29 protein-coding genes are annotated in these 24169 nt (G+C 62.4%); 27 read left to right on the plus strand and 2 right to left on the minus strand.

Features of this window, described 5'->3' with window-relative positions:
* Complete coding sequence (locus ACQR0Z_RS14960) at positions 1–360, plus strand: hypothetical protein (protein WP_434919101.1); 360 nt, start codon at positions 1–3, stop codon at positions 358–360.
* 99 nt (positions 361–459) lie between these two features.
* On the opposite strand, the gene ACQR0Z_RS14965 is transcribed toward ACQR0Z_RS14960, so the two are convergent.
* The gene (locus tag ACQR0Z_RS14965; protein ID WP_434919102.1) at positions 460–810 is read right to left on the minus strand and encodes a hypothetical protein; all 351 of its coding nucleotides are present in this window, start codon (positions 808–810) and stop codon (positions 460–462) included.
* A 102-nt stretch (positions 811–912) separates the two neighbouring features.
* On the minus strand, positions 913–1674 hold the full coding sequence (locus tag ACQR0Z_RS14970; RefSeq protein ID WP_434919103.1) for a hypothetical protein: 762 nt from the start codon (positions 1672–1674) through the stop codon (positions 913–915).
* Positions 1675–1938: 264 nt separating this feature from the next.
* Here ACQR0Z_RS14970 and ACQR0Z_RS14975 point away from each other — a divergent pair, with 264 nt between their 5' ends.
* From ACQR0Z_RS14975 to ACQR0Z_RS15100, 26 genes are all read left to right on the plus strand, one after another.
* Positions 1939–2145: a hypothetical protein gene (locus ACQR0Z_RS14975; protein ID WP_315786930.1), complete on the plus strand. Its 207-nt coding sequence runs from the start codon at positions 1939–1941 to the stop codon at positions 2143–2145.
* Positions 2145–3761, plus strand: coding sequence for a phage portal protein (locus ACQR0Z_RS14980; protein WP_434919320.1), 1617 nt, complete (start codon positions 2145–2147; stop codon positions 3759–3761). The genes ACQR0Z_RS14975 and ACQR0Z_RS14980 overlap by 1 nt, the downstream gene beginning before the upstream one ends.
* On the plus strand, positions 3758–5074 hold the full coding sequence (locus tag ACQR0Z_RS14985; protein WP_434919104.1) for a S49 family peptidase: 1317 nt from the start codon (positions 3758–3760) through the stop codon (positions 5072–5074). The genes ACQR0Z_RS14980 and ACQR0Z_RS14985 overlap by 4 nt, the downstream gene beginning before the upstream one ends.
* Positions 5075–5086: 12 nt before the next feature.
* A complete protein-coding gene (locus ACQR0Z_RS14990; RefSeq protein WP_434919105.1) occupies positions 5087–5449 on the plus strand; it encodes a head decoration protein in 363 nt (120 codons plus the stop codon).
* Between the two features lie 39 nt (positions 5450–5488).
* Positions 5489–6547 (plus strand): major capsid protein, encoded by a 1059-nt coding sequence (locus ACQR0Z_RS14995; protein ID WP_315826119.1) that lies wholly within the window; start codon positions 5489–5491, stop codon positions 6545–6547.
* Between the two features lie 3 nt (positions 6548–6550).
* Positions 6551–6991, plus strand: a complete 441-nt coding sequence (locus tag ACQR0Z_RS15000) for a hypothetical protein (RefSeq protein ID WP_434919106.1) — start codon at positions 6551–6553, stop codon at positions 6989–6991.
* Positions 6991–7344, plus strand: coding sequence for a head-tail joining protein (locus ACQR0Z_RS15005; protein WP_434919107.1), 354 nt, complete (start codon positions 6991–6993; stop codon positions 7342–7344). The genes ACQR0Z_RS15000 and ACQR0Z_RS15005 overlap by 1 nt, the downstream gene beginning before the upstream one ends.
* A gap of 1 nt (position 7345) precedes the next feature.
* Complete coding sequence (locus tag ACQR0Z_RS15010) at positions 7346–7873, plus strand: hypothetical protein (protein ID WP_315786919.1); 528 nt, start codon at positions 7346–7348, stop codon at positions 7871–7873.
* Position 7874: 1 nt separating this feature from the next.
* Positions 7875–8672, plus strand: coding sequence for a hypothetical protein (locus ACQR0Z_RS15015; protein WP_434919108.1), 798 nt, complete (start codon positions 7875–7877; stop codon positions 8670–8672).
* A gap of 54 nt (positions 8673–8726) precedes the next feature.
* Positions 8727–9140 (plus strand): GPW/gp25 family protein, encoded by a 414-nt coding sequence (locus ACQR0Z_RS15020; RefSeq protein WP_434919109.1) that lies wholly within the window; start codon positions 8727–8729, stop codon positions 9138–9140.
* Positions 9140–10000, plus strand: a complete 861-nt coding sequence (locus ACQR0Z_RS15025; RefSeq protein ID WP_434919110.1) for a baseplate J/gp47 family protein — start codon at positions 9140–9142, stop codon at positions 9998–10000. The genes ACQR0Z_RS15020 and ACQR0Z_RS15025 overlap by 1 nt, the downstream gene beginning before the upstream one ends.
* Positions 10000–10845, plus strand: coding sequence for a hypothetical protein (locus ACQR0Z_RS15030; RefSeq protein WP_434919111.1), 846 nt, complete (start codon positions 10000–10002; stop codon positions 10843–10845). Before ACQR0Z_RS15025 ends, ACQR0Z_RS15030 begins: the two co-directional genes overlap by 1 nt.
* Positions 10829–11527, plus strand: a complete 699-nt coding sequence (locus tag ACQR0Z_RS15035) for a hypothetical protein (RefSeq protein WP_315826127.1) — start codon at positions 10829–10831, stop codon at positions 11525–11527. Before ACQR0Z_RS15030 ends, ACQR0Z_RS15035 begins: the two co-directional genes overlap by 17 nt.
* Positions 11527–14745, plus strand: a complete 3219-nt coding sequence (locus tag ACQR0Z_RS15040) for a DUF4815 domain-containing protein (RefSeq protein ID WP_434919112.1) — start codon at positions 11527–11529, stop codon at positions 14743–14745. The genes ACQR0Z_RS15035 and ACQR0Z_RS15040 overlap by 1 nt, the downstream gene beginning before the upstream one ends.
* 3 nt (positions 14746–14748) lie before the next feature.
* Positions 14749–15939: a hypothetical protein gene (locus ACQR0Z_RS15045; protein WP_434919113.1), complete on the plus strand. Its 1191-nt coding sequence runs from the start codon at positions 14749–14751 to the stop codon at positions 15937–15939.
* Complete coding sequence (locus ACQR0Z_RS15050; protein ID WP_434919114.1) at positions 15939–16361, plus strand: hypothetical protein; 423 nt, start codon at positions 15939–15941, stop codon at positions 16359–16361. Before ACQR0Z_RS15045 ends, ACQR0Z_RS15050 begins: the two co-directional genes overlap by 1 nt.
* A gap of 86 nt (positions 16362–16447) precedes the next feature.
* Positions 16448–17314, plus strand: a complete 867-nt coding sequence (locus ACQR0Z_RS15055; protein ID WP_434919115.1) for a hypothetical protein — start codon at positions 16448–16450, stop codon at positions 17312–17314.
* An 8-nt stretch (positions 17315–17322) separates the two neighbouring features.
* Complete coding sequence (locus ACQR0Z_RS15060) at positions 17323–17847, plus strand: phage tail sheath family protein (RefSeq protein ID WP_434919116.1); 525 nt, start codon at positions 17323–17325, stop codon at positions 17845–17847.
* Between the two features lie 12 nt (positions 17848–17859).
* Positions 17860–18363 (plus strand): phage major tail tube protein, encoded by a 504-nt coding sequence (locus tag ACQR0Z_RS15065; protein WP_434919117.1) that lies wholly within the window; start codon positions 17860–17862, stop codon positions 18361–18363.
* A gap of 74 nt (positions 18364–18437) precedes the next feature.
* A complete protein-coding gene (locus tag ACQR0Z_RS15070) occupies positions 18438–18725 on the plus strand; it encodes a phage tail assembly protein (RefSeq protein ID WP_315741061.1) in 288 nt (95 codons plus the stop codon).
* A 20-nt stretch (positions 18726–18745) separates the two neighbouring features.
* Positions 18746–18883 carry a hypothetical protein gene (locus ACQR0Z_RS15075; RefSeq protein ID WP_434919118.1) on the plus strand — a complete coding sequence of 46 codons (138 nt, stop codon included), beginning with the start codon at positions 18746–18748 and terminating at the stop codon, positions 18881–18883.
* Positions 18884–21469: a phage tail tape measure protein gene (locus tag ACQR0Z_RS15080; protein WP_434919119.1), complete on the plus strand. Its 2586-nt coding sequence runs from the start codon at positions 18884–18886 to the stop codon at positions 21467–21469.
* Positions 21470–21486: 17 nt separating this feature from the next.
* Positions 21487–21858 (plus strand): phage tail protein, encoded by a 372-nt coding sequence (locus tag ACQR0Z_RS15085; protein ID WP_434919321.1) that lies wholly within the window; start codon positions 21487–21489, stop codon positions 21856–21858.
* Positions 21858–22067 carry a tail protein X gene (locus ACQR0Z_RS15090; protein ID WP_434919120.1) on the plus strand — a complete coding sequence of 70 codons (210 nt, stop codon included), beginning with the start codon at positions 21858–21860 and terminating at the stop codon, positions 22065–22067. Before ACQR0Z_RS15085 ends, ACQR0Z_RS15090 begins: the two co-directional genes overlap by 1 nt.
* Positions 22064–23161: a phage late control D family protein gene (locus tag ACQR0Z_RS15095; protein ID WP_434919121.1), complete on the plus strand. Its 1098-nt coding sequence runs from the start codon at positions 22064–22066 to the stop codon at positions 23159–23161. Before ACQR0Z_RS15090 ends, ACQR0Z_RS15095 begins: the two co-directional genes overlap by 4 nt.
* Positions 23162–23395: 234 nt before the next feature.
* Positions 23396–24166: a hypothetical protein gene (locus tag ACQR0Z_RS15100; protein ID WP_434919122.1), complete on the plus strand. Its 771-nt coding sequence runs from the start codon at positions 23396–23398 to the stop codon at positions 24164–24166.
* The last annotated feature ends 3 nt before the right edge of the window (positions 24167–24169 follow it).

The raw sequence follows: 24169 nt of genomic DNA on the forward strand, positions 1-24169 counted from the left end.
ATGACCGGCGGTGATATTCGGAAGGCTCGCGTGGAGCTGGGCCGCATGTGGAAAGCGGGCGGCGGCCCGCTTACCGCGCAAGAGCTTGTGCGCGCCCTCGGCTTGTCTGAGCGGCATGGTACCGACCACGTCTACAACATGGAGAAGGGCAAGGCTGCCGTCTCGGGCACGATCAAGATGCTATTGCGCGTGTATCTGGCCGGTGGCGTGCCGCCGGACGATGTCGATATCATTCGATCCGAATGGCTCGCGCAGCCATGCGCCCAGGCGCATCCGCAGTCGTGGATTAGAATCGTGAGCAGCGGTACGATGGCGATGATATCTGGAGGCGCGTCGAGCTTGGCCGCATGTGGGAGGTAGACTGTGGCCCTGCTACCCTCCGGATAGTTAGTAAGGAACTCGCCAGTGCGCCCGATCAGTAGCGAAGATCACTTTGGTCCGTGAATGGCGGGGCGCCAATCAACGTTGGCCAGCTCGGGCCTTTGTTTGACCGTGTGGCATCTGAAACAATCCCTCGATCAGAAGCGCGTATCCGCCACCTAGTGCCGACTCTAGCCAAGTGATGATTTCTCGTCCTTGACTCACCGTAATGCTGGTCCCTAATAAATCTGAGTCGACCATCAATATTACTGCAACATTTCCTAGAATAACAAAAGCAGTCAGCAGTATTGATGCGAATGTAAAAAGGAAAAATGTTGGCTGCCCATCGTCTCCGAACAGTTCGTTTTTAATCGCAAACCGAATTACATTCACAAAGGCATACGAAACCACGGGAAGAATTGGTGCGCCAAGCGAGATTAGATCGCTCATTGACCTCCACTTTAGCAAAATAAGCGCAATGCAGGCCAGGTGCCCAATAAGAATGATTGAGCCAGCTATATTGCGCACTTCTCGTTTTTTCATCGCTTGCCTTTATCTGCTGGATATTAGACTAGGCGGGCTCTCAAGAGAGTTCTTAATCGAAGACTCGCACTCGTCGTTCTGGATGACCGAAAAAGCCTCGGTATTGCTGTTGAAGAGTTCGTCGAGCTTGTCTGGTCTCGTGAAGAAGTGTCGCCATCGCCCGCGACAGCTTATGCTTACGATTGGTTGCGCGGTGCTGTCTCCCGGAGCGGGCTCATACTGAACGTTTACATTTAGAACCACCTCGATAAAAACATTTCGTGACGTGCTCATTCCTTGGGCTGTTGATATAGATAGATCTTGCAAGCGCGAGAAGAAAGTCAATCGATATCGCTTCGATTGCTCCAGCTCGTTGTAAGGTAGAGTCCCGTAGAACTTGATCTCGAAGAGGCCATCGTCATTAGCGGCGACTGTTTCGCAAACACGTTTAGCAACAACAATGGGATAATACGCGTTTCGTTTGGCCGAGATCGAGAGTAGCTCTGAAAGCCGACGGCATTGCTCTGGATAGCGAGAGAATTTCGCTGAGATCAAATCCATCGATCGTTCGTTAGGCGGCTTCATCGCCACGCCGTTCTTGGCGGTGGCTTCTTCAACAGCGCGGCCAAGTTGGAATGTCAGGCCTAAGCAGCAGGTGGACCAATCAGCCATTCTTCCCTGTGAAAACGCATCTCCGACGGGCCAAAGCAATAAGGAAAAAGCTGCCGCCGGCAGCCTCCATCTCGCATTGCCAAATGTCCGGCGCGTTTGAGTTCTTCTTTGCGAGTTCATTTTCTGCTCCGACAAAGTGAAAGAGCTTGCGGGATGTTAAATCAATGATGGGATTTGTGCTACAGCTTCCTTTACTTAGCGCAAGAGGTCGGCAGGAATACGCCTGTGGCGCTCGCGTTAACCTGGTGGAACTGCAAGCCATTCGACCGGCAGAACAATTACCCCTCGCCTCGTTAAGCGAGTACGCAACTGCAGTCCGACGACGCGCTGGACGGCTACCCGAACGATCTCTTTCGAGGAGGCCACGTCCCTTAGCTTCGGGACATGGCAAAGAGCGTCGAAGAGCAGCTTGAAGAGACCCTAAACTCGATCAGCACGGTCGAGTCGAACGGTCAGCGCTATACGGTCAAGGATCGTGAGCTTTGGCGCGCCGATCTGCGGCAGCTCGATCAGCGCGCGCAGCGTCTCGAAAAGCAGGCAGCTCGCCAGAAGGCAGGCGGCATCAAGATGCAGCGGGTGATCCCGCTGTGATGAAGCTCGCCGCACCCACGTTTACCGACCGTCTTCTGGCGAGCGTCGCACCGGCCTACGCCACGCGGCGCTATCAGACGCGGATCGCCTTGAACCTTGCAGGCCAGTACGCCGGTGCGCGGAGCAACCGGGCGGCCCTGAAGGCGTGGCGTCCGCACGGCGGCTCGGCAGATGGCGACTCGATCGGCGATCTCCCGGCGCTGCGCAGCCGTTCGCGTGACCTTAACCGCAACAACCCGATCGCCACCGGCGCGCGCTCCACCTCGCGGGCGAACATTGTCGGCTCGGGGCTCCGCGCCCGCTCGAAGATCAAGTACGATCTGCTCGGGCTCAGCCCGGAGGCTGCTGATAAGTGGGAGCGCAAGACCGAGACCCTGTTCGACCTATGGGCTCAGTCCAAGCTCTGCGACATCTCGCTCGCGCAGAACTTTTACGAACTTCAGTCGCTGGTATTCAACAGCGTGTTCGAGTCGGGCGACACGTTCGTCTTGCGGCGGACGCCCAAGCGCCCGAACGCAATCGTGCCTCTCGCGCTCAATGTGGTCGAGGCCGACCGCGTCGCGACCCCAACCGATAAGCAGGGCGACTACTACGTGCGCGACGGCGTCAGGATTGACGACGACGGCGCGCCGGTGAGCTACTACGTCCTCGACGACCATCCGGGCGACAACCCGAACTATACGATCACCAACTATCGCGAGATTCCCGCCTTCGGGGCGAAGTCTGGCGAGCAGATGGTGCTGCACATCTTCGAGCGCCTTCGCCCTGGCCTGCATCGTGGGATTCCGCAGCTCGCGCCGGTCATCGAGCTTCTGAAGCAGCTCGACCGCTTCACCGACGCCGAGCTGATGAAGGCGGTCGTGTCGTCGTTCTTCACGGTCTTCCTGAAGACCGATGGGGACGACGGCCTGGCACCCGCCGTTGCGCCTGGGCAGCATCCAACCAGCGCGGACTTCTTCGGCCCCGGTGAAGTCACGATGGGGCCGGGGACGGTCGTTGACATCGGGACCAACGAGAGCATCGAGACCGCTCAACCCGCCAACACCGCCAACTTCGATCCGTTCTTCACGTCCGTCGTGCGGCAGATCGGCGTCGCACTCTCGATCCCGTTCGAAATGCTCATGCTGCATTTCACGGCGAGCTACAGCGCTTCGCGCGCGGCCCTGGAGATGGCCGCCATGTTCTTCCGCGACCGCCGGACGTGGCTTGTCCGCAACTTCTGCGACCCCGTTTACGAGTGGTTCATGACCGACGCGATCAACGCCGGTCTGATCACCGCGCCCGGCTTCTTCGAGGACCCGGTCAAGCGCGCGGCGTGGCTCGGTGCGCAGTGGATCGGCCCGGCTCGGATCATCCTCGACCCGCTCAAGGAATGGAAGGCCGAGACCGAAGCCGTGAACCTCGGTGCTCGCACCGTCGAGGCCGTCATCATCGAGCGCGGCGGCGACGACTTCGAGCAGACCACCGCGCAGCGGGCCAAGGAACACGCAGCTCGCGCCGCCGCGAAGCTCGAACCCGAAATCCTCGCGCCGTCCGGCATGGGCTCGCAAGTCAAGGAAGACGTGAGCGAGCAGCCGACCGACGAACCGAAGAAGCCGAAGAAGGCCGAGAAATGACCATCAACGTCCGCAATCCGCTGATCTTTGATGCTGCGCTGACCGCCAATTGGGCGATCGACGAAGCAGCACTGCGTCAGCTGTTGGAGATCGCCGCGCGGGAAGATCGCCTCGATCCGCAGATGCTCGAAGCCTACCGGGCGCAAGAGCTGGCGCGTGCCGAGCGCGCGACGGTTCGCGACGGTGTCGCGATCATCGACGTGACCGGCCCGCTGTTCAAGCGCGCGAACCTGATGACGACTTTCTGCGGCGCGACCGCATACGAGACCGTCCGGCGCGATCTTCAGACCGCGATGGACAATGCCTCGGTGCGCGCGATCCTGCTCAACATCCATTCACTCGGAGGCGAGGCGGCGGGCGTTGCGGAGCTTGCCAGCGCGATCCACGACATCAGGGGCCGCAAGCCCATCGTGGCCTACGCAGGCGATCAGGCGGCCTCCGCCGCGCTTTGGACGGCCGTTGCGGCAGACGAGTTCTTCGTCGGGCCGACCGCGAGCGTTGGATCGCTGGGCGTCGTCTCGGGCTACCGGGACACGTCCGGCCAGGACGCGGCGCGCGGCATCAAGACCTATGAGTTCGTGTCGTCGCAGTCCCCATACAAGCGCGTCGATCTCAACACCAAGGAAGGCCGCGACCGCGTCCAGGCGCGTGTGGACTCCATGGCTGCCGTGTTCGTCGAGACGGTCGCGAAGTATCGCGGCAAGAGCGTCGATCACGTCCTCGAACATTTCGGCCAGGGCGATGTCCTGATTGGTCAGGCGGCTGTTTCCGCCGGAATGGCCGATGGCATCGCGACGTTCGAACAGGTTCTCGCGAGCCTCGCTCGCGGCGATAGCCCGAAGGCATCCTTCGGATTCAACCCGGCCGCCACCGGCCAAATGGAGAGTGAGACTATGGACAAGACCCCTGAGCAGTTGGCGGCCGAAGCTGAAGCCGCCGCCGCTGCGGCTGCCGCCGCTGCTTCGGCAGCGACCACGCAGACTGCCGCAACCACGACTGTCGAGACCGTGGACGCGGCTGCCGAAGCACGCGCTGCCGAGCGCAGGCGCGTGACCGACATCATGGGGCTCACGCTGCCAGGATATGAGGCCGAAGCCCAGAAGGCTATCGAAACGGGCTCTTCGGCTCATGAGTTTTCGGCGATCATCGTGGCCGCTGAAAAGGCCAAGCGCACCACGCGCGCCGCTGACATCAAGGAAGACACCAAGGCGAATGCCGACGTGTCGCCCGCCGGTGCCACCGAGTCCGCGACGGGCGACGATGCCGCCGTCAATGCAATTCTCGCGTCCTTCAAGGCCGCGACCGCTAACTAAGGAGCCGCAACAGTGGCGAAGTATCAGGACGAAGGCACGTTCATCCAGAAGACCTGGGCGCTCGGTCATTGGCGCGCCCGCAAGGTCACCATCTCGGCCGGTGCGGGTGTGCTCGCGGAAGCGACCGTGCTCGGCAAGATCACCGCCAACGGCAAGTACATCAAATCGCTGAAGGCAGCGACCGATGGCTCCGAAGTGCCGGATGCGATCCTGTCCGAAGGGGTCGATGCGGCCACGAAGGATGTCGAGACCATCGTGTTCATCGCCGGTGAGTTCGATCAGGACGCGCTCGTGCTGGGCGCAGGCCACACCCTCGGATCGATTGATGCGGTCTTCCGCACGAAGTCGATCTGGCTCGTGAAGCCGATGGGCTAACCGAGACTCCAACGAAGCATCTCAACGGGAAGCCCCACTATGGACCTCTTTTCGACTACCGCTCTCAACCGCGTTGTGGAGGAGCTGCCGCTTTCGGCGTTCTTCTTCCTCAACACCTTCTTCACCACCGTCGAGACCTCCGACACGGAGGATGTCAAGTTCGATAAGGTGAAGGGTCGGCGTTTGATCACGCCGCTGGTCTCCCCGATCGTGGCTGGCAAGGTGATCCGCGAGCAGGGCTACAAGACTGCCTCGATCGCACCGGCCTACGTGAAGGACAAGCGCGTCTTCGATCCGAACAAGCAGTTCAAGCGCCGCGCCGGTGAGAAGATCGGCGGCAGCCTCACGCCCGAACAGCGCCTGCAAGCCTCGATCGCCTTCTCGTTGTCGGAACAGCTCGACATGTGGACGCGTCGCCAGGAAATCATGGCCGCCGAGGTGCTCCGCACCGGCAAACTGATTCTCGAAGGCGACGACTATCCCCGCGAGGAGGTGGACTTCGGCCGCGCCGCCGGAGCAACCGTCGTCCTGACCGGCAACGATCGGTGGAGCAACGCGGCGGTGAACCCGCTCGACGACATCGAGCAGTGGGGTCAGGACATCTTCATCGAGTCCGGCCTGACCTGCCGTGACGTGATCCTGGCCGCCGACGTGTGGAAGGTCATCCGCGCGAAGATGGCCGCGCCGGACACCGACGCTGTCGGCAAGGCGATGCGTCTTCAGATCGACAACACCAAGGAAACCATTTCGGCGGCGCGTGCCGAGCTGGGGCCGATCCTGATCACCCCCGGCATCCGGCTTGTCGCGGTGTTCGGCGACTACCGCCTGTGGGTGCACTCCGACAAGTACATCGACCCGCTCGATGGCCTGGAGAAGGACGTGCTTCCGGCCGGTGAGATCGTGATGGCCTCGCGTGAGATCGAGGGCGTCCGGCACTACGGCGCGATCCGGGACCTGAAGGCGGGCATTCAGCCGCGCGCCTTCTTCGTGAAGTCCTGGGAGGAGGAGGACCCGAGCGTCCGCTACATCCTGGGTCAGTCGGCCCCGCTGATCGCGCCGTACCGCGTGAACGGCACGCTCGGCGCGAAGGTGCTCTAAGCCATGCCGCTCTATGAGGGTTTGGTGACGATCAAGCGCGGGGGGATTTACCATCCCCCCGGCACGATCCACGACTTCAGCGAGCTTGATGCGAAGGCTCTCGGGCCGTCCCGCGTCCGGCTTGCGCCGGAACAGGCCGCCGCCGAACCGGCGACCGTCGCCGACGCTGCGAGCGACCTTCCTGGCACCGAGACCGCCGGTGGTGCCCCCGGCGACGCGCCGTCCGCCGTTGATGCCCCTCCCGCTCAACAGGCGGACGGCGCGAGCAATCGCGTGGCCGAGATCATGCACGCGCTCGATCTGCTCGACGAGAAGAAGGACTTTTGGAAGTCCGGCGCTCGCGCGGGCAAGCCGAAGCAGAAGGCGGTCGAGGACATCGTCGGCTTTGGCATCTCGGACGCTGACATCGACGCAGCGTTGGCGTTGCGCGACGCGGGCGTTTGATGCCCGTTGAGACCGATAACGATTTGCTCATCTTCCTCAACCCCGGCGAGTTCGGGGTTGAGGCGATGTATGTCTCGCGCGCCAACGGTGCCGAGCCGAAGCCGATCCCCGGTCTCTTCGACGACGAAGGAAGCAACTGGAACCCGAACCGCTGGAGCGGAACGGAGTTTCAGGCGCAGATGGGTGCGAGCATCACGTCCACCGGCCCAACGTTCCTATGTCGCACGTCCGATCTGCTCAGGGGCGGCCGGAAAGGCGAGGCCCTGACCATCAAGGATCAGGAATACTGGATCGAGGACAAGCGGCCGGATGGCACCGGCATGACGCTGCTGTTGCTCATGGCAAACGACTGACATGGCGCATCCCCGCAAGCTCATTCGCGTGTCGTTCGTTGACCGGCTGAAGAACAGTCTGCCAGACGGCAGCTTCCGCACGCGTGCTCAATCGCGTGTTTACAAAAGCCGCCTTGCGCCAATCAGCGAAGAAGAGCTGAAAGAGGATGGGCCTGCCATCCTTGTCTACGCGCGCATGGAGGAGACGGGCAAACCGCAGGATTACGGCGTGGAGGGAGACGCCACCCATGTCGAGCGCAATCTCACGCTTGTCACCGAAGCGATGTTGCTCGCCGGGAGCGAGGTGGACGACGCGCTCGATGATATGGCCGAAGAGATCGAAGCGGCGATCGACGGCTTCATGATCCCAGGTTTCGAGTCGGCGCAGATCAGGCTCATTGAGTCCGACATCGACGTGGTGACCGAGCAGGTGAAGCGCCCGATCGGCGCGATCGGTCTCGTCTGGAACATCAAGTATCGCACCAACTGGCGCGCTCGGGCGAGCGCCAACGACCCGGACGCGCTCGAAGCGTTCCTGCGCGGGGAGTGATATGGTCAAGTTCCTGCGCGATCCCGCGTACACCGGCGGCGTCTCGGACCCGGAAGCGACTGACATCGACCGTCGCGCCCAGGACGTGGTGAAGTTCGGCCGCGTGAAGGAGGTGGACTACAAGCGGAGCCCGCCTTCCTACCGGATCGAGATCGGCGACGAGAACGACGAAGACAACTACATCCTGACCGATTGGCTTCCGGCGACCGGAGGTCGCGCGAAGGGCGACCGCGAAACGCATTATCTCGAAAAGGGCGAGAAGGTCGCGCTCTTGGCCGAAGGCGGTGAGCTTGCGACCGCCTATGTCATGCCCGCCGGGCAGTACACCGAGCAGGAGGACGAGAAGGAGACGACGGACAAGGCGGGGGTCTGGCGCAAGATTTTCCAGAAGCCAAAGAGCAACGGCGGGCAGGGCGGTGAAGGCGGTGAGGGCGGCGAAGATGGCGGCGGGGACGGCCAGGAAGGCGAAGATAGCGAAATCCTCGGCGAAATCTCCTATGACCGCAACACTGGCGATTGGCTGATCAAGGGCATCGAAGACAAGGGATCGATCACTCTCGAAGGCTCGGGCTGCAAGATCGTCATGAAGGATGGCACGATCACGCTGAAGGCGAAGAACGTCGTGGTCGAGGCCGACGACAAGTTCGAGTCCAAGACAAAGCAGTCGCTGCACACGGCCACCGCCTTTAAGACCATCGGCAAGACTTACCTCGGACTCGAGGACAAGAACGATATGCCGGAAGACAAGGTTGTCACCGAAGCCGGACCGGCGAAGCAGACCTTCGCAAAGGTCGGCTAGTAGGCGATCGGAACGGACTGTCGAGCAGTGCGCCGACGCGTCACGGTGCGCTTCATGGCGACGATCAATCTCACCACGGGCGAGAAGTTGGAAGGCATCGACGATGTCTGGCAATCGATCGCGACCATTCTCGGGACCACCATCGGATCGCTCGTGATGGCCCGTGACTTCGGCTCGAAGATGCCGCGCCTTGTGGATCGTGCCGTGTCTCAGGTGACGGTCATCGAGTTCTATGCGGCCGTGCCCGACGCCATCAATCGCATCAACCCCGAAGCGCTCATGGCTGAAGAGCCGCGCTTTCGCATCATTCAAATGACGCTCTCCGATATGACGGACCAAGGCAACGCGACGTTCGACATCGACGGCATCTATTACCCGCGTGGTCACCGTGGCGACTACTCGGAAGCGCGCGACGCTCAGGGCCGCGTCGTAGTCGCGAACAATGTTATCGTGGGGAGCTACGTGTAATGGACGCTCCGCTCCCGAATATCCCGTTGCCCGTCATCGAGCGCGAGCCCGAGTTCGAGACACTGTTCAACAGCCGCCTCGCTCAACTACGCGGCCTGCTCGCCGATGTTGGTTTCGATTGGGACACGTACATGCTGCGGTCCGATCCACTCAACCGCTTCTGCCGTCACGCAGCTTATGGCGATCTGCTCATGGTCTCGGCCATGAACGACACCTTCCGCGCCACGCTGACCGACTTCGCCCAGGGCGCGGATTTGATTGCACTGGCCTCCGATTGGAACCTCACGCGGGCCGATGGCGAGGCGCTTGAAGACCTGCGTCGCCGCCTTCGTGAGACCAAAAAGGGGCAGGGAGGCTTCACTGACAACTGGTATAAGCGCTATGCGTTCGCCTCCGATCCGCTGCGCGTCGATGACGTGGGCGTTGCGGGCGATGCCAAAGGCGGCGTGATCGTCTCGATCCTCTCGAAGGATAACGGCGGCGTGGCGAGCGATGATCTGCTCGCGACGGTGAGCGCTGCGCTCAATCAGCCGGGCGTTCGTGGGGACAACGATCATATCACCGTCGTCCGCGCGGTGATCCGCACGGTCAACGTCGAGGCCGACATTTGGCTTCTGCCGGAAGCCACGATGGACACGACCATGGGCGCATCACAAGCGGCGCTGGTCGCCGAGTTCGCGGCCGAGCGTCGCTTGGGCTGGGACTTCACGTCCGACTTCGCGATTGCCGCGCTGCGGACGATCGGCGTGAAGCGTGTGTCGCTGGTCTCGCCAGCGCCCAACAGCGTCGTTGTGACCGCGTCCAACGAGGCGGTAGCGCTCGGCACCATCAAGCTCAATTTCATGGGTCGGGCATACTGATGACCGATCTTGTCGATCTCGCGCCGCGCAACTCCACGCCGCTAGATCTGGCCGCTATTCGGACGGCCGACGCACGCTCTCGGTATGCGGCGCTCGTTCAAGAGATCGCGGATATTCGCTATCGCGACGTGATCCCGGACGACGTGCTGCCGTGGCTGCTGCGCCATTGGGGGCTCGAAGACGCGGCTGCGTTCATGGACGATCACCAACGCCTCTACAAGGAGGGCAAGCGTTGGCAGACCGTCCGTGGCCGTCTGGAGGCGTTCCAGACCATCTTCGAGTGGCTTGCCCTCAATGGCGTGCATGAACGCGGCACGCATGCCGACGTTCGCTTTGGGCTGTTCCAGATCGGCCTAGACGGCGAGCCCGAGCTGAAGATGCTGCTCAACCTGATCGGCCTTGCAGACCTCTCCAAGGGCGCTGCAAGCGTCCTGGGACGCGTTTATGGCGGCTATGACATCCGCCCGATACGGCTCGACATGATGCCCCTCGACGGTGCTCTGCTCGACGATTGGTCCGGCGTCTATCTGGAGGGCATCGCGCCGAAGCTTTCGTTCGGTCGCCAGCACGGCGAGGAGATCGACTTCGGAGCGCACATCTCGGGCAGCTCGGACGGCCAGGTCTCCGGGACCGCGCGCTTCGAAGAGGGCTTCGTTCTCGACCGCTCGCAGCTCGACGGCGAAGTCCTCGAACCGTCCGTTGTCTCGATCCAGGCGGCGCTGTCCGGCGAGACGATCAACCTCGCCGACACTGTCTTCATGCCGTGGCCCAGCGCCCGTTGGGGCCAGTCTTGGAACTTTGAACCCTTCATCATTTACGGAGGCCCTGATGGCACTTCTGGTTAATAGCGGTCGTGCCGGTCTGGCCGCCGCCCTCAAAGCTCGCCCGATGTTCTTCGCCTGGGGACGCGGGGCGTCGTGGTGGGGTGCGACCGACGTGAAAAACAAGACCTTCGCGGGCTCGCCCGAGAAGTTCACGCTCGATCACGCGCCCGTTGCCTCGGTCGTGGTGAACAACGCAGGCAGCGCTCAGACCTATCAATCGCCCGCTGACTACCTGTTCGATCCGAACAGCGGTGTTGTGACGCGCGTCAACGGCGGCGCGATCCCCTCGGGAGCGACCGTCCAAGCGCAGGCCGTCTACGGCACGCCGTCCCTGAGCGCGAGCGACGTTGCCCTGACCGGCGAGATCGGACGCCGCGCGGCTTCCGCCGTTGAGTTTGTTACGCCCGACCCGAATGGCAACCTCTACACGCCCGGCGGCGAGCGCTGGTCGGTATCGAGCACGGCGACGCGCTACCTGTACGTCGCCACACAGTTCGATTTCCTCGAAGCTGCGACGGAGACGATCCGCGAAGTGGGCATCTTCGTCGATAGCGTGCGCGCGGCGGGAGTGCCCGAAGGGCAACTATACTTGACTCCCGAAGAAGTGGCCGAACCCGGATACTTGCTTCTGCTCGACCGCTTCGCCGGTATCCCTCGGTCCCCGAGTTCTCGGCAGGGCTTCTCTTACGTCTTGGTGATCTAATGGCAGACGCTCGCGACCAACTCCCGACCTACATCAACACCTTCGATCGGGCGAAGGGCTACCAGCGTCTTGCGGCTCACTATGACCGCTTCCTGACCAGCAACGAGATCAATGTCATTCAGGACATTGAGGCGAACCGCGTGAAGGGCATTGCGGATGCCTTCTGGCGCGACGGTTCGCTCGTGAGCGGCGGCGCGATCGTGCTCGGGCCGATCACCAACGGCACCGTCGAGGCGCGTTTGGCGGCGGCCAAGGTCTACATTCGCGGCGCTGTTCATGACATCGAAGCGCGCAACATCACGATCTCGGCCATCGGAACCGTGGTCATTGGCATTCGCCTGCGCACCTTTACCGTGACCTATGAGCAGGACCCGACGCTCAAGGGTATGGCTCCCGGCACGCGTGCTCAGGGCGAGCCGGGAGCGTCCGCGCTCGCCATGCTCGGACGTTGGGGCTATGAGGCCGACGGCGAGCAGGGCGACTTCTTCCCGATCTACACGATCAAGGACGGCACGATCGACACGCCGACCGAGCCGGGCATGGACGATGCCTGGGCGAACCTGCTCGCGCGCTATGACCGGGAAGCGCACGGCGGCTACGTCGTTGAGGGCTTCAACGTCAAGGCGCTGGGCCTCGACGAAACCGGCAAGCAAGCCTTCACCATCTCGGAAGGAACGATCAACGTCTACGGCTACAAGCGCACACGGCCCGCCTCCGCGCGCCTGCGCGTGACCGAAGAGCCCGAGATCATGCTGATCGATGACGAGCCTCACGCGGTCAATTCCGGCACGCAGACGATCAAGGTCCGCTTTGCGCCGATCGCGGCCGTGAGGGAAGTCACGATCATCGCCGAAAAGACCGTGACGCTCACGCACGGAACCTATACGGGCGTTTCGGACACGCTGCCTGACCCGACCGTGCTTTCGATCCGGCAAGTCAAGCAGGGCACGACCGTCTTTGCGCCGACCGCCGACTACAAGCTGACGGGCGCAGCGGTTGACTGGTCGCCGAGCGGCGCGGAGGTCGCGCCGGGCTCCACCTATCAGGTCACGTACCGCTATCTGACCAATGCGACGCCGACGAACGTCACTCGCGACTCGTTCGACATCACCGGCGCTGCCGACGACACCACGGCCTTCGTGAAGTATGACACGAAGCTGCCGCGCTATGACGCCATCGTGGTCGACCAGGCGGGTGCGATCTCTTACCTGAAGGGCATCAGCTCGCTCTACGCGCCGCAGCCTGCCACGGTCGCCCCGACGCTTCACAAGCTCGCCGATGTCTACAACAATTGGGGGCTTGTGCCGACCGTAAAACAGGTCGCGACGATCCGCATGCCATTTGCTGATCTGCGCAGCCTCGAAACGATGGTCGGCGGTCTCTATGCGCTTGTCGCCGAAGAGCGGCTTCAGCGGGACGTAGACCGCAAGGAGGTGTCGTCGAAGCGCGGCGTGTTCGTCGATCCGCTGCTCGACGACGATATGCGGGACCAGGGCCTGCCTCAGACCGGCGCGATCTTCGGCGGCCTGCTGTGGCTGCCGGTGACACCGACCGTCTCAATCATGCCGCTGTCGGCAACGACGCTTGCCTTTACCAGCGAGAACGTGTTCGAGCAGCGCCAGATCACGGGCGAGTCCAAGATCAACCCCTATGCGTCGTTCGCGCCGCCCCCGACCGATGTCACGCTCGATCCGTCCGTCGATCTGTGGACCGATACGCAGAACGTGTGGACCTCCGTGTTCACGTCTCGCGTGGCATGGCAGCGCACCGGCTTTGCGGCCGGGCCGCTGATCGGCACCTCGACACAAACGACCGACCGCATCGTGAACAGTGTCACGACTGCGGAGGAGAACATCCGCCAGCGGTCGGTCGGCTTCACGATCCACAAGTGGGGCTTCAACGAGGTCTTGAAGAAGGTCACGTTCGACGATATCGACGTGACCCCGCCGAACGTGCGCGCGGATGGCAATGGGACCGTTGTCTCGGCATTCCAAATTCCGGCGGGTGTTCCGGTCGGCGTGAAGCACGTCGCGTTCGAGGGCATGGGTGGCTCGAAGGCCGACGCGCTCTATACCGCCTACGGGTGGCTCACCACCATCAACAACGAGCGCACGGTCGTCACGACCTATTGGTACAGTGCCGACCCGCTCGCGCAGACCTTCCGCTTGAGCGAGCCGCGCCAAGCGCTCGGTGTCGATGTCAAGTTCACCAAGGTCGGCGACCGCAGCAAGCCGGTGCGCCTCCAGATTCGCGAAGTCGAGCTGGGCATCCCGACCGAGCGCGTTGTCGCCGAGTCCCTGATTGACATGAACACCGTCACGGTCATCGATCCGCTCTCGGTCGCGCCGCGCGTCGAGTCCGATTGGACCTATGCGCCGTTCGCCCGGCCCGTGACGCTGCGCGAGGATCGCAGCTATGCGATCACGCTCCTCACCGACGACGCGACGCACTCGGTCGCTATCGCCGACCTGGGCGGCTTTGACCAGCTCAACGGCTGGGTGACCAGCAACGCGTTCCCGCTGGGCACTTTCCTCGACGGCTCGGACTCGCGCACTTGGTTGCCGAAGCCGGGTCGGTCGCTGGGCTTCCGTCTGCGCTGCGCGAAGTATGCGCCGGCGGCGCGTTCTATCGAGGTTGGCACGGTCGATGTCGTGAACTGCTCGGACCTCATGCCGCTGATCGCGGCCGAGCGCCCTGAAGGGACGGCAATCGAAGTCGAGTTCGAGGCACCGGACGGTGCGAAGTACGTCACGGCCCCGGCGGTGAACATCCAACTTCCGGTCTCGATCACCGGCACGTTGAAGGTCCGCATGCGGATCACGGGCACGTCCATCCTGTCGGCTCTCATGCTGCCTTTCCTGCAAGTCGTCGCGGGATCGATCCAGCCGAACGGCGACTACATCACGCGCGCCTTTGAGGCCGGGACCGACTCGAAGATTCGTTTGATCCTAGACGTTTACCTGCCGGGCAACTCGACGTTCGAGGCCAAGATTCAAACGGGCGTCAACGCTGGGCTGCCGGTGTGGTCTGCCGCCAACGCGCTCACTCTGGAGAAGGCCACGCCGCTCGGTGATGGCTGGGAGGAGCGTCAGTATATGCTCGATCATGTCTCGATCTCGGCCTCGCGGGCTTACGTCAAGCTCGGTGGCGGCCCGGCGGCGCGCTCGAATGCTCGCAACATCCGTGCAGTCGCGGTCAAGTCCACCACGGGGGCCTAATAGATGACTGACGAGACCACGCAGCGGGGCTACCCGCTGCCGAACCCCGACAACATCGCGCGCGACGATGCAACCCGCATCCGCAACGCGATTGCGATGATCAGCGACGACGTGACCGAGCTTGAAGAGCGGAACGTGGTTGCGTCCGAGACGATCTTCGGTAGCGTCCGCCTCGCGACTGCGGCGGAAGCGAGTGCCGGCACGGCCACGAACCGGGTGCCGGTCGTTGCCAGGGTCGCGGCAATGATCTCGGCGGCGGTGAGCGTCGTGTCGGACGCGCTAGCTACACTCCAAGGGACGGTGAACTCGAACAAGACGGCAGCCGAGAACGCGGACACCACTCTTCAGACCAACATCAACAATCTGAGTTCGTCCGTCGCGACTGCTTTGGCGGGCAAGGTGGCTACCAGCTCAGTTGGGACTGGCGCGAACAAGATCGTGCAGTTCGATGCAAACGCGAAATATCCGGCGGCGGACGGGTCGCTGATCACGAACCTTGTGCGGTACGACGCGGCGCAGGGGCTCAGTGCAGCGCAGGCGCAAAACGCCCGGAACAACATCTTGGCCCTCGGCCGGAAGGTGACCGTCTCCATACTGACGAGTGGCTCGGGCACGTTCTCCCCCTCGGCCGGAGCGGTTGCTTGGAGGGTGCGCGTCCAAGGCGCTGGCGGTGGCGGTGGGGGGAGCGCGAACTCCGCTGGTAACGGCGGTGCTGGCGGCGCTGGCGGCACCACGACCTTCGGCTCGATTGCCTGTACCGGGGGCGCCGGTGGCGGAGGTTCAGGCGCTGGCCTCGTCAGTGGTGGCGGCGCATCGGGCGGCGATATCAACATCTCGGGTGCAAACGGTCCTGCATCTAACGGAGCGGGTGCCGGTGCTGTTAGCAACCCCTTCAGTCATACGGGTGCGCCTTCTGTGTTCGGCGGCGGCGCTGTGAGTGCATGGCCCAACGCTGGCGGCTATTCGCCTAACTGCCCCGGCGCAGGCGGCAGCGGTGGCGGCGGCTACGTCAGTGGTGGCTTCAGTGGCGGTGGGGGCGGTGCTGGAGGCTATGCCGAGAAGTGGATCGTGAACCCAACAGCCACGAGCTACGCGATCGGTGTTGGCGGGGGCGGGGGCAGCGCCGGATCGAACGGCTATGCAGGCGGTACGGGCGGAAACGGCTGCATCATCATTGAGGAGTTCTACGGCTAATGTCTCGCTTTGCAATCATCGACACTGCGACGAAATCGGTCCTCACCGTCATTGAATACGAAGAGCCGCCCAGCAATCCGCCGCCGGGCTTTTCCGAAGGCGTCATCGCCGTTCAGAACGAGGACGCCTCGGCAGATTGGACATGGGACGGTCACACGCTCTCGGCACCGCCCGCCGCCCCGGCTCCGGTCTTCGTTCCTGCGTCCGCCAGCAAGCTCGGGCTCAAGCGCGCGCTTGGTGAAATTGGGCGTTGGAACGAGGCGAAGGCGCTGATGGCTTCCAACGCGGGCGTGCAGGAAGAATGGGATTTGGCGATTGAGATCAAGCGCGCGGACCCGCTCGCGCAGATCATCATCGCTGCCATGAGCCTGAGCGAAGCCGACGTTGACGCGATACTAATTCGCGCTGCTGCGCTCGTCTGAAAGGCTACTGGAACGGTCCCGACAACTAAGCGGGCGCTTCCTACGGTGCTCTCAATCCCAATGCTTCGAGGATTGAGAGCACACATATGTCCCTTACCGATTTTCTGCACGGCGTCGAGACTGTCGTCGTTGACTCCGGCCCCCGGCCGATCCAGACCGTCCGCTCGTCCGTCATCGGATTGATCGGTACCGCCCCCGGAGCGAACGAAGTCGCGTTCCCGCTCGACTTTCCGGTTCTCGTCAATCGTCGGCAGGCCGCTGCGATGATCGGCACGACCGGCACCCTGCCGCAAGCTATCGACGCAATTTACGATCAGGGCGGCGCTCTGATCGTCGTGATCCGCGTCGCGGAGGTGGAGCACGAGAACGAGCAGCTTTCGAAGGTGATCGGCGGAGTGGATGCCGACACCGGCGCATTCACCGGCGTTCACGTCCTGCGCGCTGCGGAGGCCGAGTGCGGCGTTGCGCCGATGATCTTCATCGCGCCGGGCTTCTCCCATCAGCGCCCGATCGGCGTGAGCGGTCACACCGTCATGTCTCAGGGCAACGGCTACACCCACGCGGAGGTCGTCTTCACCGGCGGCGGCGTGGGCGCGGTGCTCCCGTCCGCGACCGTGATCCTGACCAACGGCAAGGTGACCGGCCTCGACTTCAAGTCGCTGGGCTATGGCATCGTGTCGCCGATCACCGCGACGATCACCGGCGACGGCACCGGGGCGGCGATCACGATCCAGACCGGCGCTTCGGCGAACCCGGTGGTCGGGGAGCTGAAGCAGCTCGCGGACGGCATGAAGGCGCACATCATCGCAGATGGTCCGGCGACCACGGACTCGGCCGCCTTCGCCTATCGCAACGACCACGGCACCCGTCGCGTGTTCATCGTCGATCCCAAGGTGTCGGGGTGGTCGGTGAAGTCGAACACCTATGCCCTGGAGCCCGCGTCGCCGGTCTGATCTCTCGCGTGGACAACAACTCGGGCTTTTGGGAGTCGCCGTCCAACAAGGAAGTCTACGGCATCGCCGGCATCTCGCGGCCGATCGACTACGCCTATGGCGACAAGAACAGTCGCGCGAACATCCTCAACGAAAACCAGATCGCGACGTTCATCCGCGACGACGGCTGGTATCTGTGGGGCAACCGTACCTGCTCGGCTGACCTGAAGTTCGCCTTCCTGTCCGTGTCGCGGACGGCCGACATGATCGACATCTCGATCGCGAAGGCTCACCGCTGGGCGGTCGATCGCTCGATCACCAAGAACTATCTCGACGACGTGGTCGCGTCCGTGAAGGCGTACATGCGGCAGTTGAAGACCAAGGGCGCGATCCTTGGCGGCGACTGCTGGGTCGATCCGGAGTTCAACACGGAGGCCGACATCACCGATGGTCATGTCACCTTCTCCTATGACTTCACCCCGCCGTATCCGGCCGAGCGCGTGACCTTCCGGTCGCATCTCGTCTCCGACTACATCCGCAACCTCTTCGCATAACGGGGAAAAGAGATGATCCCGCGCGTACTTCGCAACTTTAACACTTTCGTCAACGGGACCGGCTGGGCCGGTCGCGTTGCCGAAGTCGAGCTGCCGGACTTCCAAGTGAAGACGGAGGAGTATCGCGGGGGCGGCATGGACGCTCCCGTCGAACTCGACATGGGCTTGGAGGTCATGACCGCCAAGTTCACCTTCGGCGAGTACAACACGCAGATTCTCGGGCTGTTCGGCAACATGGACGGCAATGCTGCGCGCGTGCAGCTCCGTGGCGCTCTTCAGCGTGACGGCGAGGCCGCCGTCGCGATGGTGGTCGATCTGCACGGGGGTTTCAAGGGCAACACCCTTGGGAGCTGGAAAGCCGGTGACATGACGCCGAACGAAGCCGAGATGACGCTTCGCTACGTCAAGGTCCAGATCGGCGACATCGTCGCCATCGAGATCGACGTAGACAACATGATCCGCATCGTCAACGGCGTGGATCAACTCGCCTCGATCCGGGCAGCGATGGGCATGTAAGGCGGCGAGACTAGCCCCTCTACGCGCGAGCGCACGGGCTAGTCTCTTCGAGCTATCAACGGGAGAATTATGCAGTGAGCGACGAAGAGAAGCAGCCCGATATGCGGGCGGAAGCCCCGATCACTCTCGACTTTCCGATCGAAGTGGACGGCGTGAAGTATTCGAGCCTGACCATGCGTCGGCCGAAGACCAAGGACTCGAAGAAGGCCGCCAAGTTCAAGGGCCACGACGCGGACCGCGGCGTGCTGCTCCTGGCCGATCTGTGCGGCGTCGCGCCGAACGTGATCGACGAACTCGACGAATATGACGCGAAGAAGCTGGGCGATCAGCTCGATGCTTTTCGTGGGGGTCAGTCGAGCTAAGCGATCTCCGCAAGGCGATATTGACGCTTGTTCGGCTGACCAAAGGCGGCATCACGATCAGCGAGGTCGAAGAGATGTTCCTCGACGACTTCTATGAATGGCTTGAAGCAGCAACTGAGCTTCAGGCCGACATCAACAAGGCGATGAAGGCGAAGTAGATGGCGACCGGCTTCTCGGTATTCGTCAATATCGGTGGCAAGGTCAGTCCGAGCCTCAACGCCGCTGTTAGCGCTGCGAAGGCCCAGATTAACGGCCTGGGTGCTTCGCTCGCTACCGTGGGCGCGCGCATGAACGCGCCGTTCTTGGCCGTCAACAAGCACATTGCAGAGACGTCGAAGTTGATGTCCAAGGTCCAGCGGACCGGGCGCAATGCGACCTTCGGCGTCACGGTTCCCGCCGGGCTCTTGGGCGTCGAGGCGATCAAAGCTGCCAACGAGCGCGCAAAGGTGGGTAACACGCTCGAATCCATTGGCCTCGACGGGATGACGCCGGAGCAGCGCACGAAGGCGCGCAAAGAGATCGTGGCCTACGCCGACGCCATTGCCGCAAAGTACGGCGACGCCACCGAGATCATGAAGACCTTCAACGAGCTTCTGAAGGCGGGCTTCAGCGTTGATGCCGCCAAAGGCGCGATCGAGACCGTCTTGCAGGGCGCGACCACGGCCGAAGACATGAGCGGCGCGGAGCTGGGCGGCTACGTCACGAAACTTGCCACGCAATACAAGCTCGGAATGAAGTCCACTGAGGACGCGGCGGCGAGCACACAGCGCATCGTGGACAACTTGGTGTATGGCGCGCTGAAGACCAGTGCCAGCACGAAGGATATGGCGCAGTCGTTCCGGTACGTCGGCGCTGCCGCCGCAGCGGCTGGCAACTCGGTCGAGCAGACCAACGCCATGATCATCGCCATGGCAAAGGCTGGCATCCTCAATTCTGAATCGGGCGTCGCGCTGCGCTCGGCTTACGTCCGCATGGTCAAGCCAACAAAGGCGGGGCGTGCCACGATGGCGAAGCTGGGTCTCCAGTATTCGGACTATGTGAATCAGGGCAATCGCACCGGGGCGAACGTAAGCGCCGGTCTGGCGGCGTCGGGCTATGACATCGACCCCAAGGTGCTCGACAAGGTGCTCAACGCAAACAAGGGGGCGCCCGATAAGCAGCGCAAGGCGATCTATGATGCTGTCGTGGCGAAGCTCGGCACTAAGAGCGCGCAGGACATGAGCGCGATCATGGAGGCGGTGGATGACACGTTCACCACGGCAGGTTCCGAAATCGATCTTCTGAAGCTTGCAAGGGATCTGAAATCGAAGGGGGCGACCCAAGGCGATCTCGCCAACATGTTCGAGGGGCGCCAGTCGGTCCGCATGTTGGCGCTGCTTTCGCAGAACCTCGAAGAAATTCTGAAGGATGTGTCGGAGAACGTCAAAGGCTATGCCGCAAAGACGTGGGAGGTCTCGTATCAGGGGCTCCCGAAGTCCATTCTGGAACTCGACTCGGCCTACAAGTGCCTTCGGAACACGCTGACCGAGCTGGTCATGCCGGACATCCTCAACGGCATGAAGTGGCTCGAGAACCTGATGAAGGGCATGGCCGCGTCATCCCCCGGCTTGCTCAAGACGGGCCTGTATCTCTCCGCTGCGGCTGCCGCCGCCGGACCGCTTCTCTATGTGCTGGGTGCAGTCGGTCGCGTGGCCCTGTTCGCTATGCGGGGCTTGAGCGCAACCATGATGCTGGCGCTCGCGTCCTCGCGTATGTTGGTCGGTGCTATCGCATTGCTGTCGGGCGGCCTTGTTCGGGGCGGTGCCATCATGCTCGCGTTCGCGGCCCGCACTCGCGTCGCCCTGGCCGCGATGTCGATGTTGCGCTGGTCAACGATCGCGCTTGCCGGGCTGTCCGTCGCGGGCGGCGGTCTGATGGCGCTGGGCAAGGCGATCTTGCTGTTCCCGGTCACGGCGCTCCGCGCGATCGGCCTTGCCATGTGGGGCCTGGTTGCCAACCCGGTCGGTCTGATCATCACCGCGTTGGTGGCCGCGCTGACCGCGCTCGGTGTGTGGGTCTACAACAATTGGGATGGCCTCAAATCCTTCTTCGCGGGCTTCGGTGAGGGCTTCATGAAGGGGCTGGGTCCAGCGGGGGAGGGCATCAACAAGCTCGCCAGCGGGCTCGGGAGCGTCGTGAATTGGCTCGGGCAGTTGCTTGGTCCGCTCGATGAGAGCGGAACGAAGTGGCGGACCTGGGGCGAAACGGTCGGCGGCGTGGCGGCCGAAGGCGTCAACAAGGTCATCTCGGCGATCCAGACGTTGGTCGGCTGGGTCGGTACCGCCATCGAAAAGATTGGCAACCTCGGGAGTTCCATCAAAGGGCTTTTCAGCGGCAAGTATGGCGCGACTGAGGGCGGGGCTCCGGCCTCGATCGCAGGCGCTCGCGCCATGGGCGGCCCGGTGAGCTACGGCAAACCGTACCTTGTCGGCGAGCGCGGTCCCGAGCTGTTCGTGCCCGGCGCGAGCGGCCGGATCGAGACGAACGCAACGCTGCGCCGCCTCAACGCGAGCGGCGCGGCTGCGGTTGCCGCGTCGTCTTCAGCGGCGGGTGTGGGCGGAATGGTCTCCCGGTCCCAGCGCGCGGAGGTCAACATCACCGTCAAGGGCGGCGATCCGGCTGAAGTCCGCCGGGCCGCCGAAGAAGCCGTCTATGCCGCCTTTGCCCGGCTCGAATCCGAGCAGCGCGGCCTCTTGAGTGATTGATCATGCAAAGTTCGGTGATGCTCGCGCTCGGCGCGTTTCGCTTCTCGGTCTCGACCGCCGCCTATCAGAAGTTCGAGCGGTCTTCTGAATGGCGGTGGCCTGCCACGGATCGCATTGGCATGGCCCCGGCCAAGCAATACGTCGGACCCGGCGAGGACACGATCACGGTCGATGGCGTGATTTTCCCGCACTATCGCGGCGGTTTGCGGCAGATGGATATGATGCGCGCGCAAGCCGGTCTCGGGCAGCCGCTCCCGCTGATCACCGGCTTCGGCCGCTATCTCGGCTTCTACTGCATCGAGAAGGTCAAAGAGGGCATGGAGACCTTCATGTCGGACGGCGCGCCGCGCAAGATCGAGTTCACCGTAGAGCTGGGGGCCTACGCCTGATGGCCGAGACCTACACCACGATCGAGGGCGATACGGTTGACATGATCGCCTGGAGCCGGTTCGGCGTCACGCACGGAGCGACCGAAGCGATCCTGCGCGCCAACCAGGGCCTTGCCGCAGGGGGAACGCGGCTGCCCCAGGGCCTCACGATCGTCATCCCGGCGTACACCCCGAAGAAGGTCTCGGCAGCCGCGAGGATTTGGTCGTGACGCCTGCTGCACGCGTAGTCCTCGACGGCAGGGACATTACGGCAAACCTAATTCCGGCCCCCTTCGGAATGCCGCTGCTCGGTGGCGGTGTGGGCATTCCTGGCGGCCTCATCCCAGCAATCGGCAACGGCGGCGGCCCGCTGCTCTCCCTTACCATTCAGGACAACGAGGGCAAGAAGTCCGACTCGTGCGAGCTGGAGCTTGACAACCGCGAGTATATTCCATCGCCGGGCAAGGGCTCGAAGCTGCAAGTATGGCTCGGCTTCGTCGAGAGCGGCATCAATTTCATGGGCTCGTATCAGATCGACTCGTGGACGAAGAAGGGGCGGCCGAAGATCATGACCGTTTCGGCCAAGGCCGCCGGTCTGACCACGGAAATCAAGGCCCCGAAGTCGCGCTCCTATCACGAGAAGAGCATCGAAGAGATCGTGCAGTACATCGCCGGGCGCAACGGCCTGCGTGCGATCGTGGCCGGTGAGCTGGGCAGCATCAAACCAGGCCATCTTGACCAGTCCAACGAGTCCGATCTTAACTTCCTCACGCGCCTCGCGGGCCGCGTCGGCGGAAACTTCAAGCTGGCGAACGACACGGTCATCTTCAACAAGGCGGGCTCCGGGCAACTTCCGAGCGGCGGCGCGGCCCCGACCTTCATGCTGACCGAGACCGGGCAAACGGATTGGGACTGCACGGGCTCAACGCGCGGCGATTACGAGTCGGTCGAGGCGGCCTGGCACAATATCAAGAAGGGTGAGCGCGAGTGGGTCAAGGCGAGCGGGGCAGGCGGCGGGAGCGGTGGCCGCAACGGGCCGAAGCATCGCGTGCGCAAGCTCTTCAAGACCAAGGAAGAAGCGGAAGCCCAGGCGAAAGCGACCAAGGGCGCGCTCGCTCGCGGCGAGAAGGTCTTTGCGGCTAGCTTCCCCGGCCGGACAGAGATGTTTGCCGGTGCTGGCCTGACGGCGGTCGGCTTCGATCCTGACTGCGACGGCAGCTACACTATCAAGTCCGTGACGCATTCGCTGAATAGCTCGGGGCTACTTACCCGCATCTCTTCCGAGACCACGAGCGAAACCGGTGACGGGTGGGGGGCGGAATAGGCGGCGGCACTAGGCCCTATCGAACTCGTTTGACGCGAACCAAATTTTGTATTGCAGTGGGCGGTAAGATGGCCGATCTGCAAGTATATTGCTTCTCAATTCCTCATAGCAACAAGCTATCGAGCGAAACATTCCGCGGTAGACCGTTGCGAACCTAGGGAATGCAATTTAAGATCATCTGGATCGTTAAAGCAGCTTGGATAATTTTGTCGCTCTGCATCTTTTGGATGAAGAATGAGATCAAATCTCTTTCTGGTTTTTGCACTTCTTGGAAGCACGCAGCCGTGCATTGGGCAAACTTCTGTTGCGCTTGTCCGCTCGGATACGCTGGGACAGTATGGGATTATGAAGCAAGCGGTCGCGCAAGAATGGAAGAAAGTAATATATTCTGGTAAACCAAGGGCATCAAGAAGTTATGAGCTAACTTCGTGTGTTGGCGCAGTCACCTCCATGTTTAGCGGCGATAATCTCACATCGGACCTTGCAGTCCTTGCTGCGGAAGTCCGGCTCGCATCGTTGACTCTCGAATGGGCCGGTTATCCACGCGAAATATGGCAACCCGTAGTCGGTACGTTCGAGAAAAAGCTTTTACAAGGATTGGAGCAAGGAAAGCGGTTGAAAGACCTCGAATACGTGGAACTTGCGAAACAAGCCCAAGACAAGCTTCTAGAATTTCGCACCACGCGGCCAACCTTACCATCGATTTCTTGGGAAGTCGCTTGCGGCGGTTGGAGTGAGCTTACATTGAAGGTCGTGACGAATCCGAAGGGAGGGGTAGTCAAAATGATTCCGTCTCTCTTCTATTCCTTTTGCGACAAGCAAGGCGTGAAAGCCAGCTCCTTCAAAGAATGTGACCAATGGACCAAGGTTTCGGACGGTGAGGAGATTACTGTTGTCGGCGCCTACTATTACGAAATCAGCTGGAGCAACGGTCCTTCATTCATATCTCGAAAGGACTTTAGTTCGATGCCCGACACAGCGAAGACTTGGATGGTTGCAAAATAGGAC

This window comes from Bradyrhizobium sp. HKCCYLS3077 (assembly GCF_051167555.1).
In the GTDB taxonomy this organism is placed as follows: Bacteria; Pseudomonadota; Alphaproteobacteria; order Rhizobiales; family Xanthobacteraceae; genus Bradyrhizobium.

Excerpts from the sequence above, each read along its gene's own strand:
- ACQR0Z_RS14960 (WP_434919101.1), top strand. The coding sequence starts at position 1 with ATGACCGGCGGTGATATTCGGAAGGCTCGCGTGGAGCTGGGCCGCATG.
- ACQR0Z_RS14965 (WP_434919102.1), bottom strand. The coding sequence starts at position 810 with ATGAGCGATCTAATCTCGCTTGGCGCACCAATTCTTCCCGTGGTTTCG.
- ACQR0Z_RS14970 (WP_434919103.1), bottom strand. The coding sequence starts at position 1,674 with ATGAACTCGCAAAGAAGAACTCAAACGCGCCGGACATTTGGCAATGCG.
- ACQR0Z_RS14975 (WP_315786930.1), top strand. The coding sequence starts at position 1,939 with ATGGCAAAGAGCGTCGAAGAGCAGCTTGAAGAGACCCTAAACTCGATC.
- ACQR0Z_RS14980 (WP_434919320.1), top strand. The coding sequence starts at position 2,145 with ATGAAGCTCGCCGCACCCACGTTTACCGACCGTCTTCTGGCGAGCGTC.
- ACQR0Z_RS14985 (WP_434919104.1), top strand. The coding sequence starts at position 3,758 with ATGACCATCAACGTCCGCAATCCGCTGATCTTTGATGCTGCGCTGACC.
- ACQR0Z_RS14995 (WP_315826119.1), top strand. The coding sequence starts at position 5,489 with ATGGACCTCTTTTCGACTACCGCTCTCAACCGCGTTGTGGAGGAGCTG.
- ACQR0Z_RS15000 (WP_434919106.1), top strand. The coding sequence starts at position 6,551 with ATGCCGCTCTATGAGGGTTTGGTGACGATCAAGCGCGGGGGGATTTAC.
- ACQR0Z_RS15005 (WP_434919107.1), top strand. The coding sequence starts at position 6,991 with ATGCCCGTTGAGACCGATAACGATTTGCTCATCTTCCTCAACCCCGGC.
- ACQR0Z_RS15010 (WP_315786919.1), top strand. The coding sequence starts at position 7,346 with ATGGCGCATCCCCGCAAGCTCATTCGCGTGTCGTTCGTTGACCGGCTG.
- ACQR0Z_RS15015 (WP_434919108.1), top strand. The coding sequence starts at position 7,875 with ATGGTCAAGTTCCTGCGCGATCCCGCGTACACCGGCGGCGTCTCGGAC.
- ACQR0Z_RS15020 (WP_434919109.1), top strand. The coding sequence starts at position 8,727 with ATGGCGACGATCAATCTCACCACGGGCGAGAAGTTGGAAGGCATCGAC.
- ACQR0Z_RS15025 (WP_434919110.1), top strand. The coding sequence starts at position 9,140 with ATGGACGCTCCGCTCCCGAATATCCCGTTGCCCGTCATCGAGCGCGAG.
- ACQR0Z_RS15030 (WP_434919111.1), top strand. The coding sequence starts at position 10,000 with ATGACCGATCTTGTCGATCTCGCGCCGCGCAACTCCACGCCGCTAGAT.
- ACQR0Z_RS15035 (WP_315826127.1), top strand. The coding sequence starts at position 10,829 with ATGGCACTTCTGGTTAATAGCGGTCGTGCCGGTCTGGCCGCCGCCCTC.
- ACQR0Z_RS15040 (WP_434919112.1), top strand. The coding sequence starts at position 11,527 with ATGGCAGACGCTCGCGACCAACTCCCGACCTACATCAACACCTTCGAT.
- ACQR0Z_RS15045 (WP_434919113.1), top strand. The coding sequence starts at position 14,749 with ATGACTGACGAGACCACGCAGCGGGGCTACCCGCTGCCGAACCCCGAC.
- ACQR0Z_RS15050 (WP_434919114.1), top strand. The coding sequence starts at position 15,939 with ATGTCTCGCTTTGCAATCATCGACACTGCGACGAAATCGGTCCTCACC.
- ACQR0Z_RS15055 (WP_434919115.1), top strand. The coding sequence starts at position 16,448 with ATGTCCCTTACCGATTTTCTGCACGGCGTCGAGACTGTCGTCGTTGAC.
- ACQR0Z_RS15065 (WP_434919117.1), top strand. The coding sequence starts at position 17,860 with ATGATCCCGCGCGTACTTCGCAACTTTAACACTTTCGTCAACGGGACC.
- ACQR0Z_RS15080 (WP_434919119.1), top strand. The coding sequence starts at position 18,884 with ATGGCGACCGGCTTCTCGGTATTCGTCAATATCGGTGGCAAGGTCAGT.
- ACQR0Z_RS15085 (WP_434919321.1), top strand. The coding sequence starts at position 21,487 with ATGCTCGCGCTCGGCGCGTTTCGCTTCTCGGTCTCGACCGCCGCCTAT.
- ACQR0Z_RS15090 (WP_434919120.1), top strand. The coding sequence starts at position 21,858 with ATGGCCGAGACCTACACCACGATCGAGGGCGATACGGTTGACATGATC.
- ACQR0Z_RS15100 (WP_434919122.1), top strand. The coding sequence starts at position 23,396 with ATGAGATCAAATCTCTTTCTGGTTTTTGCACTTCTTGGAAGCACGCAG.